Genomic DNA, 18,128 nt, shown 5'->3' with positions numbered 1-18,128 from the left:
CTAATATTATGAAAACACACAATCCTTAGCGCTGCTAGTGAACTAGCTGATAACTTGCTGAAAGTTTTCTACTTTTCCCCTGATTTTTCTTAAAAATCAATACTAATCGAGGCTAATCAAGACTAATCAAATCTTAATTAAGACTAATCTTCCAAATTTGCGCGATAGAAGTTCTCGTAAGACCTAGACGGAGTTGGACCGCGCTGACCTTGATAGTGAGATCCGTTAACAGAAGAACCGTAAGGATTCTCGCATGGAGAGCTTAGCTGGAAGAAGCACATTTGGCCAATCTTCATGCCTGGCCACAATTTAACTGGCAGAGTGCTAACGTTTGAAAGCTCCAAAGTAATGTGGCCTTCAAAACCTGGGTCAATAAAGCCAGCCGTGGAATGAGTTAAAATTCCAAGACGGCCAAGCGAGCTTTTGCCCTCTAAGCGCGCAGCAATCGTTGAATCCAACTTCACATACTCCCAAGTGGAGCCAAGCGCAAACTCGCCAGGATGCAAAATCCAAGGCTCATCAGGCGCAACCGCAAACTGCTCAGTCAACTCCCCCTGATTTTCCGCAGGATCCACGTACGTGTAAGCGTGATTATTGAACAAGCGGAAGAATCGATCGAGCCGCACATCAATCGACGCAGGCTGCACCATTTGTGGGGTCCATGGAGTCAAATCAATATGACCCTCGTCATGAGCTTTGAGAATGTCGCGATCAGACAACAGCATAACGTCAAATCTCCTTGCGATAAAACTTCGTAAAACAAACACTTAAACACACTTATATGCCAAGTGTAGCGCGTGCCGCGGTCTATGCATCACATAATCATTTTCTAAAAACGAATAAATATTCGTGAGCAATCAACAAAAAATTATATTTAATACTATTTGTTTTCCAATAACCTGTTGCTCTGCAATTATGCTGCTCTTTTATGATTATTTCCTTCAACGTAAATCCAGCATTTTGGAATATCTTCATTACGTCAAAAGACATTGGAATCATACATCCCTTTTGACGAGTATCTCCCATAAGAACAGCACAAAACTTGTTTGTTTTTAGAACTCTATAACTTTCTTCGGCAACTTTTTTCATTTGGCTCAAAAACGCATCAACTTTAAGCAACGATAAATCTTCTGGTATATTATCACTATATTTGATGATATTTGCGTACGGCGGATGCGTGCATATAAAATCTATACTTTCATCATCAAGAAAATCTAAATTACGAGCGTCACCTTTACGTATATAAACTCTTCCATCTGCCCCTTCGTGGTTAAACGACACTTTTTCTCTACAACGATTAAGCGCAATATCGTTAACATCAACACCAATTACATCACGATTTAGCAACTTGGCTTCCACTAGAGTAGTACCGCCACCAACAAACTGATCTAATACTAAATCTTTTTCTGCAGAATAACGTAAAAGAAGATTCCTAACAACATATGGAGACCAATTGCCCCGCCACTTTGAATCATGAGTGGCCCAATTACCGCGATCAGGAAATGACCAATGTGTAGTCATCTCTAATTCAAAATTTTCAGGTTCCCACCGTTTTATTGATGTAACAGTCATCTGAAAATCTCCCCCATAATCCCATTTTCCATATCCGCAATGTTATAAATATTTTTCATAACATCAAAAGTTTCTTCAAGATTATGAGAAGCGTTTTTCCAACCCTCTCCATCTGTAAACCATACAAATGTAAAACCTTTAATACTGTTACTCTCAAGAGCAAGAGTCTTATAGCTACGAGAAGTTTCATTCAGCTTGCTGCCGCTAGAAGAGTAAAAATTTGTCTCAATTGCATATACAGTTTCTTCTGTCTTTACAACAAAGTCAAATCGTTTCTCCATTTTTCCTTGATTAGATATTGGGGAAAGATCAATACTCCACTTATCGGAAATCTCGTGAATATACATTTCTTTAAAATAATTTTCACCTTTTATAAACCCTGCAGATTGAATGAAGCTTTCTACAAGATCTTCCATAAGATGACCGCCTCGATTCTTTCTACCATTAGAATCAAGACCAGTTTCAATACCAGTTACATAGTCAACTAGATTTGTAACAATATGATGTTGCAAAAGTTCGAATAATCCAGTTTTATGCATAAAGTATTTATATTTTTCGCGCTCAAGTTTTGATAATGAACTGAATTTATTAGGATCGAAATAAAAAGTATTGTTCCCAGAATTATCTTGGCAATATATCTCATAGGATCTAACAGCCAGAAGGATTGGTATGCATTTAACAACTTCTGGATACTTGTTTATAAGATTATCAAAATCTTGATCAATATTATGCGAACCAACTAATGAATTTAATATGTTTAATTCAACTTTTATACTATCTACATTCGCATAAATCTTTTGGAAATCACAATAGTACCCATAAGTTGCAATACTTTTTCTAAAAGTCAAAATCCATTTATTAAAATCACGTTCCATCTCTTACTCCCATAAATGTAAAAATTATTAAATTAAATATCTACTTAAAATTAGATATCAGTAATTCTTTGATTTTTCCTCTTCCTTCAGCTTTACTATTAATCATTCTTGTAGCGTCAACTCGTTTAATAGAACATGAAGAGTAAATTTCGTCAAAGAAGTTATCTGCACAATTAGTATTCTTTGGATCTGAATTACTAACAACTATTTTCGCTCCCTTTTTATCTAAAAGGGATACGAAGTTAGCAAGTTCCACTTGATTTTTATCATCGAAAGATTGACTTGTATAAGCTGTAAAACTTGCTGTTTTTGTGATTGGCCTATATGGAGGATCAAAGTAGACAAAAGTATGATTATCAATAAAATCGGCTGATTTTCTGTAATCTCCACACACAATTGTGACATTTTGCAATTTTTTAGAAATCGCTCGTAAATTATTCTCGTCACAAATTAGCGGATTTTTATACACTCCCATCGGCACATTAAAATAGCCCTTTTTATTAACTCTGAACAATCCATTAAAGCAAGTCTTATTAAGAAAAATCATTAAAGCTGCTTTTATAACATTTTTTGACGAATCCACATTTGACGAATCCACACAGTCAATAGAATTAAATAATTCTCTCTTGCTTAAGTAATATTCCTTACGCGCAGGCATATCTAATGGCAAAAATTCATTTGATAACTTTTTAAGAGAAACAATCAGATCGTCAATATTATCTCGAATTACTTTATAAGTATTAATAAGATCAGCGTTAATATCGCTTATGTATACTTCTTGTAAATCGTACAAACTTAAAATATCGAATAATACTGCTCCGCCACCAATAAACGGCTCAGCATACTTGGTAATACTAGAATCAGAAAATCTGTAATACTTCTTAATCTCATTAAGAAGTTGACTTTTCCCACCTGCCCACTTCAAAAACGGTTTTAGCTGCGCCACTTTAATCAAATTCTCCAAGCCTAATATATTCAATTGCCCTTGAGTAACTATTGTACTATCAGCTTTACAAATCAGATTTTGTTTATCTTCTACTCTCATAATTCCCCTAACGTATATTTTTACTATTTTCAAAATATATATTTCGCAATCAAATAATTGCAAAATATGTTTTATACGAAAATTACTTACCATTTAAGTAATTTCATTATTGAATACAACTTTATAAATAAATGTTGCAATATCAAGAAAATATAAAAATTGTGGATAACTTTAATTTTTATATTTTGTTTTGCAAAAAATATTGATTTATAAAGTAAATAGCAAAAACAAAATGGCCACTTAAAGCGCAATAAAAATCACGCAAAAAGTGGCCACTAATCAAATAACACTAATCAAATAAAAGCAGCTTTAGATGGCAGAAATTGCAACAGAAGAAGCAGCTTTGCGTTTAGCAATAAATCGCAAAACGCACTTTCTTAACTCCGAAGCAATAAGCACAACCATTGAAAGCCCAAGGCACTCCACCCACTCCATAAAGTCGAGCGGAACTGTGCCAAACGGGCCATTAAGGAATGGTATATAAATTACAGCAAGCTGCAACACTACGGAAACTGCGATTGCACCCCAAAGCCAACGATTTGCAAACAAGCCAACAAATACGCTTTGCAAATGCGAGCGAGAGGCCAAAGCATTAAGCATTTGAGCAAACACAAGAATAGTGAAGCCCATTGTGCGCGCGTGAGTCATTTGAGCAGCATGAGTTAAAACAGTTGTGGAGCGGTCTGTAAACAATCCGCCAGCCAAATGCATATCCATGCCAATCAGCGTTATAGCTGCCATAATCACGCCAATAAACACAATGTCTCCCCACATTGGCTTATCAATAACGCTATCCGTAAGTCTTCGCGGACGCCTATTCATAACGTCATCCGTTTGCGGATCAACACCCATTGCGAGCGCAGGAGCCGCGTCCGTAAGCAAATTAATCCACAAAAGCTGCGTTGCGAGCAAAGGCAAAGTCACGCCTACAGAGTTTGGCTGCGTAATTCCCAAAGCGCCAGCAAACACTACACCACCAAACACGGTGAACACTTCGCCAACGTTGGAGCTAAGCAAATATCTCAAGAATTTACGAATATTGTCGAAAATTCCGCGACCTTCGCGCACAGCTGCGACGATTGTAGAGAAGTTGTCATCTGCCAAAATCATCTTGGCGGATTCTTTAGTGACTTCCGTACCCGTAATGCCCATTGCAACGCCAATATCTGCCGACTTTACAGCAGGAGCATCGTTTACGCCATCACCAGTCATAGCAACAATATTGCCTTGCCTTTGTAGCGAGGAAACAATCGCAAGCTTGTGTTCTGGAGCAACTCGCGCATACACGCTCACTTTGCTAATAGCATCGTCGAAAGCAATATTGTCGTCATCTCTAGAAAGCAACTCGTCAAGCTCATCGCCAGTAAGAGCATGCTCATCTTTTCCAATAATGCCAAGGTCGCTAGCGATTCGAGCAGCCGTAAGCGGATGGTCGCCAGTAATCATAACAGTTCGGATTCCAGCACGATGCGCTTGAGCAACGCTATCTCGAACTTCGATTCTAGGAGGATCAATAATCGCAACCATGCCGTTCCAAATCAAATCAGATTCCAAAACGTCGCTTTGCTCAGCAACATCTGCGATTTGGCCAGCAGCATTAGAAACCATGCCGCTAACTTTAGCTAAACTATCTACGCCAAGCGGCCTATACGCCATTGCAAGCGTGCGATAAGCTTCGCCAGAGAGCTTTTCCACATTTGCAAGAATTTCTTCGCGGTCTCCTTCTGTAAGCGGACGAACAGCGCCAGCTACTGCGATTCGCGTGCAATAAGAAAGCAAAACATCTGGAGCGCCTTTTGCGCAAACAATAAGATTCCCAGAATCCGAATCGTCTTTAACAACAACAGACATGCGTTTGCGCTCAGAAGTAAATGGCACTTCCGCAACGCGACTAAGATGCGCGTAACGCTTGTCTGCCTTGGTTTTGCGAGCCGCAACAATAAGCGAAACCTCGGTAGGGTCGCCAACTGGCTGCCATGCGTCAGACGATTCATTGTAGTGCAAATCGCCATCGTTTGCTAAATACCCAGATCCGAGCGCACCAATCACCTCTGTAGCTAGAGCTGGAGGAACCGCCAAATCCGCATCTAAAGAACCCAGCAAAACCATTCGTCCTTCTGGCTTATATCCGCTACCCGTAAGCTGTACTTGGCCGCTAGGCGTTATAACACGCTCAACAGTCATCTCGTTTCTAGTTAGAGTACCCGTTTTGTCGGAGCAAATAACAGATGCAGAGCCAAGAGTTTCTACAGACGAAAGCTTTTTAACAACAGCATGATGCTTTACCATGCGCTGAACGCCCAAAGCAAGAACAACCGTTAAAATAGCAGCCAAGCCTTCTGGAACAGCAGCAACAGCAAGAGAAACAGAAAGAAGCAAAGAATCTATAACGTCTTCAATAGTGTGGAAGCCTTCAAGAGCCCACATAGACGCAAGCACAACGGCTGCAATAATACACACTGCGATTCCAAGAACCTTAGATACGCGAACCATCTCCTTCTCGAGAGGCGTGGCTTCTTCTTGCGCGCTAGAAAGCATATCCGCGATTTTTCCAACCTGAGTTTTCATGCCAGTAGACGTGACGATTGCGCGGCCAGTGCCTTGCGTTACGGCAGTGCCATTAAACACCATGTTTGTGCGGTCTGCCAAAGACTTTGGCGAAGCTAGAGTTTCTGGACGCTTGCTAACGGCAACCGATTCTCCCGTAAGGCTTGCTTCCGCAACGCGCAAAGAAGCTGCTGCAATAAGCCTTGCATCTGCAGAAACAGCATCGCCTTCGCCAAGAACCAAAATATCTCCAGGCACAACATCCGCTGTATCTATGCGCATAACTCGCCCATCTCTAAGAACAGACGTTTGTGGAGCGCTCATTTTTGCCAGCGCCTCAACCGCTTCTTGCGCGCGCGACTCTTGAATATAGCCCAAAACTGCATTTGCTATAAGAATCACGATTATAACTATTGAGTCAAACGGCAAAACTTCGCCGCCACTTTCGCCACCATGCTGTGCGCGCTCAACAAACCATGCGATTGCGGAAATAATAGTTGCCGCTATAAGCAAGTAAACAAGCGGATCTTTAAACTGTTCGAGGAACCTTTTCCACGCTGGCGTTTTAGGAGCACCAGCTAGAGCGTTCGGGCCAAATTGCGCGAGCCTTCTAGAAGCCTCATCGCTACTTAGACCAGTAGAAACATTTACATTAAGCGCATCTGCAACACTTTGTGCGTCTTGCAATGACGGATCTTTGGATTGATCGCTTTGATCAACCATATTTTCCCCCTTGGGAGCGCCGCGGAGTAGTCAATAATCAAGATTTATGCAAAGTTAACTCAAAATCTTGATTATTGCGCGGTTGTGGATTATTGCAATAACAATAATTAAGTACCGTTCTATTATGCCACATAAAGCGCCAAATACTAATGCCTCGGGGGCGTGTGAGAATAAGAATATGGCTATGAAAAAAGGACCGACCAAGGGGTCGGGTGGAAAACATCGTAACGCATTGCGCGGCAAGGGGCCTACTCCTAAGGCAGAAGATCGCGTTTATCATAAAGCTTATTTCGCTAAAAAAGCTGCGATTAAGCGCACTTTTGCAGATCCGCGTTTGGCTGCAAGACGCAGAGTAGATAAGTTGGGCACAGATAGCGATGAGTTGGTTATTGGGCGAAACGCAGCTCTTGAAGCTTTGCGCGTAGGCGTTCCTAGCACGCAGCTTTATGTTGCAAATCGCATTGAGCACGACGATCGCACGCGCGAAATCGTTAAGCTTGCTGGCATGCAAGGCTTGCGACTTTTGGAGGCAGATCGCCTGGAGATGGATCGCATTGCTCACAGCACTAATCATCAGGGCATTATTTTAAAGGTGCAGCCTTATCAATACTCTTCGTTGCAAGAGCTTGTTGATCGCGCAGAAAAGAAGGCTCGCGCTATGGAAGCAGCGGATTCTGCATCTGCACGCATTAACGCACGCCCATTGTTTATAGCGCTAGACGGAGTTACCGATCCGCAAAATCTTGGTGCTGTTATTCGATCCGCAGCCGCTTTTGGCGCAAATGGCGTAATTTTGCCAGAGCGCAGAAGCGCATCTGTTACGGCTGCAGCTTGGAAGGTTTCTGCAGGAGCCGCAGCGCACTTGCCTGTTGCTCGCGTTGTGAATTTAAACAAGGCGATTCAAGGTTTGCGCGAGCGCGGATGGTACGTGATTGGCCTGGACGGCGGCGGAGACAAGCTTGTTGGCGAAACTGGCTTTGAAACCGATCCGCTTGTTGTAGTTCTTGGAAGCGAAGGCAAAGGCATGAGTCGCCTAACGCGCGAAGCTTGCGATGCTATTGCTGGAATCCCAATTTCTAGCGCTGTTGAATCGCTTAACGCATCCGTTGCTGCTGGAATCAGCTTGTATGCTGTTGCTAATGCGCGTAGGCTTGCCGCTTTAAGTCAAAATTAGCAATTGTTTGCAATTAAGAGTATTGCGGATTTAAGAGTTAACGGTAATGCGGATTTTAAAGCTACGCAATTTACAAAGCTCACATAACGCGCGCACATTGGCACAGCTATTGGCTTTTGTTCTATACATTGCGATTATTGCAATCGTAATGTGTTTCCACGAACCTTGGTTCGACGAAGCTCAAAGCTGGCTGATTGCGCGCGATTCGCCAATCGCAAGCATTTTTAGCATTAGAACACATTACGAAGGTCACCCTCCTTTTTGGAATCTTTTACTTGCGATTGCAGCCAAAAATGGCGTTCCATACGAGTTTGGAATTAAGGGCATTCAGCTGGTTTGCGCAAGCTTACTTGGCGCGTGGCTTATTTTTAAGTCGCCTTTTAAGCACGCAAGTAGCCTTGTAACTTTTCTTATTCCGTTTACTTATTTTGCTTGCTTCCAATACGGAGTTACTTCAAGACCGTACGCTTTGCTTTGCTTAAGCTTGCTAGTAGCGGCACATTACTGGAATAGTGCGGATTCTAAGACTTCTAGCGCTTGCAAACTTGCGATTAGTCTTATGTTTATGTGCCTGCTTAGCGTGTATGGAATCGCGTTTGCTGCAGGATTTACGATTGCTTGGATTTGGCGAGTTTTTAGCAAGAATATTAACAAAAACCTTAACGAAGGTCTTAGCAAAACTCGCAATAAAACTCTTGATTTTAATGCAATTTTTCACGCGATTAAGGCAACAATTATACCGTCAATCGCATCAAATTTGGCACGACTTATATCTTGGGGATTAATCGCCATTTTTGGCGTTGCAAACCTTGCTCTTGCATGGCCAGCAAAAAACGCGTTCGCCACTCGCGCAACGATTGATGGCAATTCAACAATCGCAAAATGCTTTGCTTTTATATTCGTAATGCCTTCCGAAAGCATGTTTACAAGCTTTTATGGCGATATTTCAATGCGAAGAATGCCTTTTGACTTTTTGCCAATTGCAATATGCACGCTGTTTAGCCTTGCGATTTGGGCATTTGCAATTAAAATCACCATGCGAAGAAAACTTCTTGCAGTTCTTGTAATCCCTTATCTCGTTCTTACAATCGTAGCTGTTCGCTATTTTACGCTTCACCACGCAGGTCTAATCTTTGTGTTTTTGCTTAGTGTGCTTTGGATAAGTCACATAAAAGAGCCACTTAGCAGCAACGATATTCCTGCGATTTTTGTTAAAATCGCCACTACTAAATCCAGATTTATAAAAAACAAAGCTTTGAAAATCAACTTACTAATCTCAATAATCCTTGCACCAAGCCTAATTTGGAACGCGTTCGCTTGCGTAAACGACATTCTGTTTGACTATTCGCCTTCTAGAGCCGTAGCGCAATACATATCTAGCAATCACTTGCAAAATAAGCGTTTTGTAGCATCTTGGCTCCATAATTACGAGCAAGTTGACGAAAGTAGAAACGTTATTTCGCACGAAGAAATCGACACTCACCAATATTCGTGGCTTTTAGTGGGCGCAAACCCTTATTTTTCTAAGAATCTTATAGATTGTGCCTACAAAAACAAGACTTTTATAACAAACGAAAGCTCGTCTGCAAGTCAGCAAGAAAAAGAGTTGGCAGCGTGCGCCGCAAAGGGCGAGCCAGAGTTCTTTGTTAGCGAATCCATCCAACCGTGGTACTACTTCTTGGCATTAAACTACAACATTTCGCACTACAAAGCGCACACTGTTTCCAACGTTAAAACATCTTGGAAAGCTCTTGTTTGGGAAAGCACTGCAACTATTTACGAGCGAAAATCGAACATAAAATAGGCAAAAGCGGTTGTTTAGCAATCACTAAGCAATAAACTTAGCAACCGCTAAACAACCACTAAATAATCCCTAAACAACAGCTACAGCAGCTCAATCTTTGGATGCTCGGCTCTAAACTCGTTTGTATGCGAATCGCTAGCATACCCAAGCGCAAATCCAGTTAAAAGCTCCATGTTTTCTGGAATTTCAAACTCCGCGTCTAATGGGCTCCGCCAAGTTGACAAAACACCAAGAGGGCAAGAGTCAACACCTAAATCTTTAGCAGCAAGAAACAGAGTTTGCAACATAAGGCCAGCGTCCATTGCAGCAAACGGCATAAAATCGCGCCTAGCTAAAACAAAGCCAATAACGGGCGCTCCAAAAGCCTCGAAATTCCTGCGCGTATGGGCGTTCCTGGCTGCAAAATCGTGCCTTTCGATTCCTAAATGCGAATATAACGCTAGACCGAGTTTAGCGCTTCGCTGCTTTAAGTCGCTAGGATACGGCTTTGCAACAGGAACGTCGCCATTAGGCGCTGACTCTTGAGCAAACTGAGCGCGCTCAGATTCGCTCAAGCTCTTATCTTTGGCTTTAAGCATTGCATTGCACTTATCTAAATAAGCTTTTACAATGTTGTCTTTTTTGCTGCCTTGCGCAATAGCAAGCGCATAAGCTCTTGTGTTGCTACAGCTTGGTGCAAGAGAAGCAGTGTGCAATATTGACTCTAAAACGTTTTGCTCAATCGGCTTGTTCAAAAAGTCGCGTGCAGAAAACCGCTCCGATGCAAGTTGGCTAAAATCTTTGTAGGTCATGGTATCAGTTTACCAAAAACCGAATGGGTCAAAAATGCCACCGTCGTCGGAATCGTCGTCTCCGCCTCTAGGAAGCTGATCCAAAGTGTCGTCGTCATCATCCGAAGAATCGCCGCCATTGCCATTCTGGCTCTTCTTATCGGAAGAATCAGGCTTCTTGTTGCCGCGCTTTCTTAGCGAGCGAGGATCTTGACGAGTTGCTCCATTAACCGCAGCTTCTTCTTGGTTAAACTTGACTGTTAGATTTACAGTTCCATTACCGCGAACAACCGTTATTGTTGCTTTATCTCCCAAAGCGGTAGCGCGCACAAATCCAAGCAGCGAGTAGTTGCTTGTAACAGACTTGCCATTAAACGCTACGATTGTATCTCCAGCACGCATTCCACCTTTTGCAGCAGGAGCACCAGGCGTTACAGACGCCACTTGAGCGCCGCCACGCGTAATGTTATTTTGCGTTACATTTACGCTTTTAACCATAATTCCAAGAGCAACGTGCTTTACAGAACCATGCTTAATGATCTCGTTTACTACGCGCTTAACAAGGTTAGATGGAATAGCAAAGCCGATTCCAATAGAACCTGCTGTGCCACCTCTTGCAGAAGTTGCAGCAATAGACGAGTTAATACCAATCACTTTTCCAGAAGCGTCAAAAGTTGGGCCGCCCGAATTACCTGGGTTGATTGCGGCATCAATTTGCACAGCATTTGTAACGATTTCCGAACGACTTTGATCATCCATAACAGAAACTGGGCGATTAAGCGCAGAAACAATGCCTGTTGTAGCAGTATCGTCGTATCCAAGTGGATTTCCGATTGCCATTATTGGCTGGCCAACCGCGAGCGCGTCCGAATCCGCAAAATCAACTGGCTTTACGCTGCTAGGCAAACCGTCTACTTTAAGAACAGCCAAATCAGTAGTTTTATCTGTTCCAACAAGCTTAGCCTTGTAAATCTGACCGTTAGAAAGCGTTACTTGGAGCTGTTGCATGCCAGCAATAACGTGGTTGTTTGTAACAACATGACCTTGCTTGTCGATTATTGCGCCAGAGCCTTTGCTCATGTTTTTGCTATTGCGCGCCTGAATAGACACAACTCCGCCAGAAACGTTTTTAGCAACCGAGCGCCAATCGGGAGACTGACCTCCTTTTACTACGGCTGTTCCTTTTGAAGGACTTTGCGCACCCACATCTGCAAGTGTTCCCGCGCCTGGAATAGGAATCAAGCCTTGAGTGAGAACAAACGCCATTACAACAACGCACACAATTGCAGAAATAATGGATGACACAATTGCCACCATTATTGTTGAGTTTTCTTTAGATTCCGCCTTAAATCCGCGCTTTTTATAAACCACATTTGGATTTTGGCCTAGCATTTGGCTTGGCGATTGGCTTTGCATTTGGCCTGACGCTTGATTTGAAGCTTCAGCAGGCTGACTTTCCACACTATTATCCGCGCTATTATCATCGCTCAAATCGTAAGGATTGCCGAATCTAGTTTGCTTTTGCTCTCCATTGCTATCATATGGATCGCCATATGGCAAAAATGGGTTATCTAAATCGTTGCCATATTCTGATTTCTCATAATCACGGCTATTTGCGCTATTCGCTACACTTGCACCACTCACGCCACTTTGCTCTTGATTTTGCAACGATTCGCCAAAATTATTAGAATCACCGCTATTCTTATTTGCATCACTATTAGCATCGCCAGCATCTACAGGACCATACGCTCCGTATTCGGGAGCTGGTCTATAAATCTGCTCTGGATTCACATGATTTTCCTGCGCACTCGTTGGCTCCGATTGGCTTTGTGAAGCATTGCCATTTTGCTCTTCACTAGAATCGTAGGCCTTAGAATCGTAAATATCGTCAGCCATTAATCCTCCTTAAATCTTTTACAAAGCATACTCTAATCTGATTACACAAATTCATACAAGCTAATATGCAATTAATGTGCAATTTTTACACAATTTTGCGTTTACAATACGAGTTAAACGTGCCGCTCTTAAAATTACCTGAATATTTAGTAGTATAAATGCCGTATAAATACCACATATAACCCATAAATTAGCTAACTATTTTTATAAAAATTATAAAAACACGTAAAATTTAACGAACGGCTGCTTGCGACTTTTCCGCGCGCAATGCCGCAACTTATGCGCGTATCGTCATGCCTTCTAATAGAGTAAAAGGTATGACTAATCTTATTGAACACCCACGCGGAGCAGAGCCTGGTAAGCCAGGAGATCGCAGCGAATTCTCGTTTACAACAAAAACACGTTTAGAAAATGCTGCAGATGGTAAAGGAAAAGACGGAGCCAGATACGGACGAACTGGCGTGATTCGCACGCCTCATGGCGATATTCACACGCCTGCGTTTGTGCCAGTTGCAACTCAAGGCGCAATGAAGGCCGTGCTACCAGAGTCAATAAAAGACCTGGGCGGCCAATGCATGCTTTCTAACGCATTCCATTTATATGAGCGCCCTGGCGAAGACATTTTAGACGAAGCTGGCGGTCTTGCAAAGTTTATGAACTGGGATGGCCCAACTTTTACGGATTCTGGCGGATTCCAAGTGCTTTCGCTTGGAGCAGGATTCAAAAAGACGCTTGCAATGGACGTTACTGGCATGAAGTCCGACGACGTAATCGCAGCTGGCAAAGAGCGCATGGCATTCGTTGACGAAGATGGCGTCACTTTTAAGTCTCCTCTAAACGGCTCGATTCATAGATTCAGCGCAGAAATCTCAATGGGAATTCAGCACAAGCTTGGCGCAGATATTATGTTTGCTTTCGACGAGCTTACAACACTTATGAACACTCGCCGCTACCAAGAAGAGTCTGTTGAGCGCACCTTCCGATGGGCCAAGCGATGCGTTGCAGAACACAAGCGATTAACCGAGACGCGATTGGGAAAGCCATATCAGGCGTTGTATGGAGTTGTTCAAGGCGCAAATTACGAGGATTTGCGTAGGCGCGCGGCAGAACAAATTGCTTCGCTCGACTTTGACGGCGTTGGAATCGGCGGCGCAATCGAAAAGCGCATTATTGGAGATACTTGCGCTTGGATTTGCGATGCCATGCCAGAAAATCGCCCTCGCCACGTGCTTGGAATCGCGGCAGTTGACGACATTTTTGCTTGCGTAGAAAACGGCGGAGACACGTTTGATTGCGTTGCCCCTGCGCGATGCGGCAGAAACGGCGCGATTTTTACTCGCCATGGGCGATACAACGTAAAGCGCGCGGAATTTAAGCACGATCAGGGTCCGCTTGAAGCTGGCTGCGATTGCTACACTTGCACGCATTATTCGCGCATGTATGTTAGCCATTTGCTGCGCGCTAAAGAGATGAACGGATACACGCTTGCCACTATTCACAACGAGCGATTCTTTGTTAAACTTCTAGACGACATTCGCGCGTCGATTGACGGCGGATATTTTGAAGACTTCCGCGACGAATCGCTTGCGCACTACTACGAAAATGGATCGCGAGGATAATTTATCTGGTGTTGCGCGCTCCTTGCTTGGTATTGCGCGAGGTTTGAGTATTTCTCTCCTCGCAAGTGACGCGCTCCTTTACGGGGGTCTTATGAACGTTAATATTCCAAGGCCTCAGTATGGCGCTATTTATTGCTCGTAGAGAAATACATCAAACCTTCTGGATATCTAGAACTTTTGCGTAGCTTTCATCACCGAGATTCTCGATTTTTCTTGCTCTCTCGGCGAGTCACCACCTTCGGCGCTGAGGCTCACCTCGCTCGCGGCGAAAAATCTCGAATCTCTACCACACTTGGTGACGCTATTTGAGCAAATTTGTAACAACACACTAGAAGCGTATTTGCTAAACGGCTGCAAATATGGTAGCTTTGTGGTCTGTATGCGAACGTGGCGGAATGGTAGACGCGCTGTCTTCAGGTGGCAGTGAGTGTATGCTCATGCGGGTTCAAGTCCCGCCGTTCGCACTCTTTAAGAACGTTGATTTTTCAACGTTCTTTCTTGTTTTGTAGCATCATTTTGCAACGCAATGTGCAACAATTGTGCATTTGCTTAAAAATGTGTGATAGACTGAATAGTGAACGTCATAAGACGTCAGACGTGTTAAAACATTGGTGTTTTAATTTTTACGGTCATGGAGGACTAAAATGGAACGTCGTTCAACGAAGACGACGAACCTGGGTGAAGAAATTGCCAATATCGGGGGTTCGGCACACACGCGATTCAATCATGCCGTAATAAAAATTACACCATCTAGCGAAATCAAAGAATATAGCGAAAACGCATCGAGCATCAATCGTAAAGATAAAAACGATGGAATAAATCAGAACGAAGGAATAATAAGGTTCAAATTTGTAGCAAATGCGGATTGCGATTTATTAAATATTAAGCCCGCGGAAAAGTCGCAAGCTTCCGCGCATCAAGAGCACGCAACTCCAATAATAAAAATAATTATTAAAGAAGATGCTCCACTACTTGTTGCGCAAAATCTTTTAGAAGATAGCGCGGATGCAAATGGTGCGAAAGAAATTGCGCTACACATGGAAGATGCGCTAGGCGCATGCGATTGGCGCGAACACGATTTTGCAGTAACGTACGGAAGTTTTGGAAGCCGATTCTATTTAGACGGATACCAATGCTTTGCGAGCGCAACGAATCTTGGACCGCAAAGAGTGAGCGAAAAAGCGGCCGAAGTGTGTGCAGCGCAGGCAGAATCTTCGCAAATCTACGACTTTTACTACTCAAACCACTTGCCAAATCCAGAAGAAATCGCAAATTCAGCCACACAGGCACAGCCAGACATATGGTTTGCAGGACCTACGATTTGCGCAAGAGACATAAAACGCGTATCTTGCAAGTCGAGCGGAACTTTGCACATTCAATTTAGATTGCGAGGCCCGGGCCAACATGGAGTGCTTTTTGCTGCTGGAACTATTGGAACAAAAACTAATCTAGAATCCAGCGAAAAAATAAGCGTGTATGCAGGACCAGAAGGCATAAAAATCACGCTAATCGACGACGAAACGTGCGTAAAAAGCGTAATCGAAGCAGCCGCAAGCGTTGACGACGGCGAATGGCACGACTTGATTGTTCGCGCAAATCGCGGAACAACCGACATTTACGTAGACGGATACAGCCAGTCGCACAACATAGGACAATTCTGGTTTGCAAACATACCAGACTTAAACGCCGTAAGCATTGGCGAAGACTTGCGCGGAGTGCGATTAATGGGCGAAGCTAGAACAGGCGGAATCTACTTTAGCGCACTAACCGAAGGCCAAATCCAAAGAATATCAAGAGTAAAGCCACTTGTAACAACCGCACTATTTGACACGGGATATGCGGGCTCGCGAAGCTACAGAATACCGTCGCTTGTAAAAACGCACATGGGAACGCTAATCGCAGGAGCAGACCAGCGAACAAGTGTTTCAAACGACGCTCCAAACCACATAAACTTTGTGATTCGCAAATCCGCGGACGGCGGCAAAACGTGGGGGCCTTTGAAAACAGTAATCAACATGCCTGGCAAAAACCTTGGAAAACTGGGCGCTAGCGCAATCGACTCCTGCCCTGTTTTAGACCCAGAAGGCAAAAGCGAAAGAATCAACGTATTAATCGACATTAATCCTGGCGGAATTGGGCTAACAAATTGCAAAACCGTTGTAGGCGTGGACACGCGCGGAAGAATCAAGCTTATAGACCGCTTAGGTGGCCACTACGCGGCGGCAATGGATGAAAGCGCGGCCGTAAAATTGCCATGCGATTCTAGCGAAAAAGAATGCGCAACAAATTGGCTAATTTACCCAGATGGAAGCATAAAAAATGGCGATTTGAGTGGCGACTCAAGCAATAACTCGCACAATAGTCAAACTTGCGACCGTTCCACGTGGAACATATGGCAATCGCCCGAAACAGCGAGCAAAGATCAGCCATTATTCGCCGAAAAAACGTGTTATATAGCGCAAATCTATTCGGACGACGACGGCAAAACGTGGAGCGAGCCACGCTTAATCGACCACATGGTTAAGGAGCCATGGATGAGCTTTGCGGGAGTATGCCCAGGGAACGGAATTGTTATTAGACAAAACGAAAAACATTACGGCAGAATACTCGTGCCATTCTATTGCAGCGGCCAAAGCAAATCGCACTATTCTTCGGGAGCGCTTATTTCGGATGACGACGGCAAAACGTGGAGCCGAGGCAAAATGATTAACGAAGGGCGATTAATAAACGGAAAAATCGTAGATCCTGTAACAATGCAAGACGACGATGCAACAAGCTCCGAAACTGTGTTTGTTGAACGCAAAAATGGCGATATTCTAGCATTCTTCCGCAATCAAAATCGCTCGGGATGTGTAGGCAAAGCCATTAGTCATGATTGCGGAGAAACTTGGAGCGAGCTGATTTTTGACACAAGTTTGCCAGAGATATTCAGCCAGCCGAGCGCAACTTGCTTTAGCAATGAAAATGCAGACTGCATAGCGTTTGCAAACGCAAGTCAAATGATGCCATACCGCGGCCGCGGAGTTGTGCGATTTAGCTACGACGGCGGGCAAACGTGGGCAAAAAGCGTGTGCATAAACCCATTCCACCACGTTTATCAATGCATTAGCTCTAGCAATAAACGAACTTTGCAACTACTGTGGGAAAGAGAAACTACTGGAATTTATATAACAGCAATAGATTCCTCGCTTTGGCAGCAAGATAGTTTGCACGCAGGTTTCAAAAACAAAGTACACACAAACGAAAAAATGGAAGACACAAAAGAGAGAAGACTCACGCGAACTGAAAGGAGCCAAAATGGAAGAGACATTTAGCAACCGCGAAGACGATGAGATGACAACACTAGACCGCTTATCGTTATTGCAAGCAAGCTCTAACTCCGCTCCAATCGCAGCAAGAAAGCGCTGCGATGAAACAATGGACGCAATCAGATCGCTTATTTTAAGAGAACGCTTGCAACCAAAAGACATGCTGCCAACTGAGCCAATGCTATGCAATTTGATTGGCGCATCAAGGTCATCGGTGCGCGAGGCGATTCGCAAGCTGGAAGCGCTTAACATTGTGGAAGTTAAGCAAGGAAAAGGCATGTTTGTTGGCTCCTTGTCTTTGGATCCAATGGTGGAAACACTTGCTTTTCGCTCCTTAATCTCCATTAATAAGAATTTTGAAGACTTAAGCAACGTTGTAGAAATGCGAAAATTCCTAGACCTTGGATGCGCGGATAAGGTGGTTGAGTCACTTAAGGGAACGCAGCATCCAGAGCTGGAAGCGCTTTCGGAAATAATGACAAAAGAGGCGCATGCTGGAAAAACGTTCTTGGAACAAGACATTGCTTTCCACACGGGCATTTTGCGCGCGGTAAACAATACGATTGCAGAGCAATTCGTGCGATGCTTGTGGCTTGTGCATATGGCTGTTTTGCCACAATTGGGACTGGAAGTTTCGGACGAGCTTGAAAAAACCGCTAGAGCGCACGAACTTATGCTAAAAACGGCTATTGCGGGAGACGCAGATGGGTATAGGCAAGCTGTAAACGACCATTACGAGCCTATTCAGTCGATTTTGCTTAATAGACTGCAAAAGCACTAAATAAATGGAAGAAC

12 protein-coding genes and 1 tRNA gene are annotated in these 18,128 nt (G+C 43.5%); 6 read left to right on the top strand and 7 right to left on the bottom strand.

The annotated features are described in order from the left end of the window. Positions 1 to 143 precede the first annotated feature (143 nt). The 5 genes from dcd to HXT45_RS01115 form a co-directional block, all read right to left on the bottom strand. Complete coding sequence (gene dcd, locus HXT45_RS01135) at positions 144 to 725, bottom strand: dCTP deaminase (RefSeq protein ID WP_004131288.1); 582 nt, start codon at positions 723 to 725, stop codon at positions 144 to 146. Positions 726 to 822: 97 nt separating this feature from the next. Continuing rightward, positions 823 to 1,572 (bottom strand): TRM11 family SAM-dependent methyltransferase, encoded by a 750-nt coding sequence (locus HXT45_RS01130; RefSeq protein WP_421781928.1) that lies wholly within the window; start codon positions 1,570 to 1,572, stop codon positions 823 to 825. Further along, a complete protein-coding gene (locus tag HXT45_RS01125; protein WP_421781926.1) occupies positions 1,569 to 2,447 on the bottom strand; it encodes a type II restriction endonuclease in 879 nt (292 codons plus the stop codon). Before HXT45_RS01125 ends, HXT45_RS01130 begins: the two co-directional genes overlap by 4 nt. 40 nt (positions 2,448 to 2,487) lie before the next feature. Then, the gene (locus tag HXT45_RS01120) at positions 2,488 to 3,492 is read right to left on the bottom strand and encodes a DNA adenine methylase (RefSeq protein ID WP_421781924.1); all 1,005 of its coding nucleotides are present in this window, start codon (positions 3,490 to 3,492) and stop codon (positions 2,488 to 2,490) included. Positions 3,493 to 3,801: 309 nt separating this feature from the next. Beyond that, entirely contained in the window at positions 3,802 to 6,762 is a 2,961-nt protein-coding gene (locus HXT45_RS01115) for a cation-translocating P-type ATPase (RefSeq protein ID WP_421781922.1), read from the bottom strand. Between the two features lie 178 nt (positions 6,763 to 6,940). Between HXT45_RS01115 and rlmB the strand changes: the two genes are divergently transcribed. Next, complete coding sequence (gene rlmB, locus HXT45_RS01110) at positions 6,941 to 7,936, top strand: 23S rRNA (guanosine(2251)-2'-O)-methyltransferase RlmB (RefSeq protein WP_128831932.1); 996 nt, start codon at positions 6,941 to 6,943, stop codon at positions 7,934 to 7,936. A 46-nt stretch (positions 7,937 to 7,982) separates the two neighbouring features. Beyond that, positions 7,983 to 9,740: an ABC transporter ATP-binding protein gene (locus tag HXT45_RS01105; protein ID WP_421781919.1), complete on the top strand. Its 1,758-nt coding sequence runs from the start codon at positions 7,983 to 7,985 to the stop codon at positions 9,738 to 9,740. Between the two features lie 80 nt (positions 9,741 to 9,820). Here the strand turns inward: HXT45_RS01105 and HXT45_RS01100 are convergent, their stop codons facing one another. Together HXT45_RS01100 and HXT45_RS01095 are read right to left on the bottom strand one after the other, a co-directional pair. Further along, positions 9,821 to 10,531, bottom strand: coding sequence for a nitroreductase family protein (locus HXT45_RS01100; RefSeq protein WP_421781917.1), 711 nt, complete (start codon positions 10,529 to 10,531; stop codon positions 9,821 to 9,823). Between the two features lie 9 nt (positions 10,532 to 10,540). Next, positions 10,541 to 12,406, bottom strand: a complete 1,866-nt coding sequence (locus HXT45_RS01095) for a S1C family serine protease (protein WP_421781915.1) — start codon at positions 12,404 to 12,406, stop codon at positions 10,541 to 10,543. Between the two features lie 293 nt (positions 12,407 to 12,699). Here HXT45_RS01095 and tgt point away from each other — a divergent pair, with 293 nt between their 5' ends. From tgt to HXT45_RS01075, 4 genes are all read left to right on the top strand, one after another. Beyond that, positions 12,700 to 14,025, top strand: a complete 1,326-nt coding sequence (gene tgt, locus HXT45_RS01090) for a tRNA guanosine(34) transglycosylase Tgt (RefSeq protein ID WP_196485397.1) — start codon at positions 12,700 to 12,702, stop codon at positions 14,023 to 14,025. Between the two features lie 381 nt (positions 14,026 to 14,406). Then, positions 14,407 to 14,489: transfer RNA gene (locus HXT45_RS01085), tRNA-Leu, on the top strand. Between the two features lie 180 nt (positions 14,490 to 14,669). Beyond that, entirely contained in the window at positions 14,670 to 17,339 is a 2,670-nt protein-coding gene (locus HXT45_RS01080) for an exo-alpha-sialidase (RefSeq protein WP_421781912.1), read from the top strand. Continuing rightward, a complete protein-coding gene (locus HXT45_RS01075) occupies positions 17,323 to 18,114 on the top strand; it encodes a FadR/GntR family transcriptional regulator (protein ID WP_101896441.1) in 792 nt (263 codons plus the stop codon). The genes HXT45_RS01080 and HXT45_RS01075 overlap by 17 nt, the downstream gene beginning before the upstream one ends. The last annotated feature ends 14 nt before the right edge of the window (positions 18,115 to 18,128 follow it).

Origin of the sequence: Gardnerella sp. DNF01199S, assembly GCF_049244155.1 — a bacterium.
GTDB classification, from domain to species: Bacteria; Actinomycetota; Actinomycetes; order Actinomycetales; family Bifidobacteriaceae; genus Bifidobacterium; species Bifidobacterium piotii.
Note: the sequence above shows the minus strand (reverse complement) of the source record. Positions and strands in the feature narration are given on the sequence as shown.

Coding starts and splice junctions, on each gene's coding strand:
- HXT45_RS01080 (WP_421781912.1), top strand. CDS start 14,670: ATGGAACGTCGTTCAACGAAGACGACGAACCTGGGTGAAGAAATTGCC.
- HXT45_RS01075 (WP_101896441.1), top strand. CDS start 17,323: ATGGAAGAGACATTTAGCAACCGCGAAGACGATGAGATGACAACACTA.
- HXT45_RS01105 (WP_421781919.1), top strand. CDS start 7,983: ATGCGGATTTTAAAGCTACGCAATTTACAAAGCTCACATAACGCGCGC.
- tgt (WP_196485397.1), top strand. CDS start 12,700: ATGCCTTCTAATAGAGTAAAAGGTATGACTAATCTTATTGAACACCCA.
- HXT45_RS01115 (WP_421781922.1), bottom strand. CDS start 6,762: ATGGTTGATCAAAGCGATCAATCCAAAGATCCGTCATTGCAAGACGCA.
- HXT45_RS01120 (WP_421781924.1), bottom strand. CDS start 3,492: ATGAGAGTAGAAGATAAACAAAATCTGATTTGTAAAGCTGATAGTACA.
- HXT45_RS01125 (WP_421781926.1), bottom strand. CDS start 2,447: ATGGAACGTGATTTTAATAAATGGATTTTGACTTTTAGAAAAAGTATT.
- rlmB (WP_128831932.1), top strand. CDS start 6,941: ATGGCTATGAAAAAAGGACCGACCAAGGGGTCGGGTGGAAAACATCGT.
- dcd (WP_004131288.1), bottom strand. CDS start 725: ATGCTGTTGTCTGATCGCGACATTCTCAAAGCTCATGACGAGGGTCAT.
- HXT45_RS01130 (WP_421781928.1), bottom strand. CDS start 1,572: ATGACTGTTACATCAATAAAACGGTGGGAACCTGAAAATTTTGAATTA.
- HXT45_RS01100 (WP_421781917.1), bottom strand. CDS start 10,531: ATGACCTACAAAGATTTTAGCCAACTTGCATCGGAGCGGTTTTCTGCA.
- HXT45_RS01095 (WP_421781915.1), bottom strand. CDS start 12,406: ATGGCTGACGATATTTACGATTCTAAGGCCTACGATTCTAGTGAAGAG.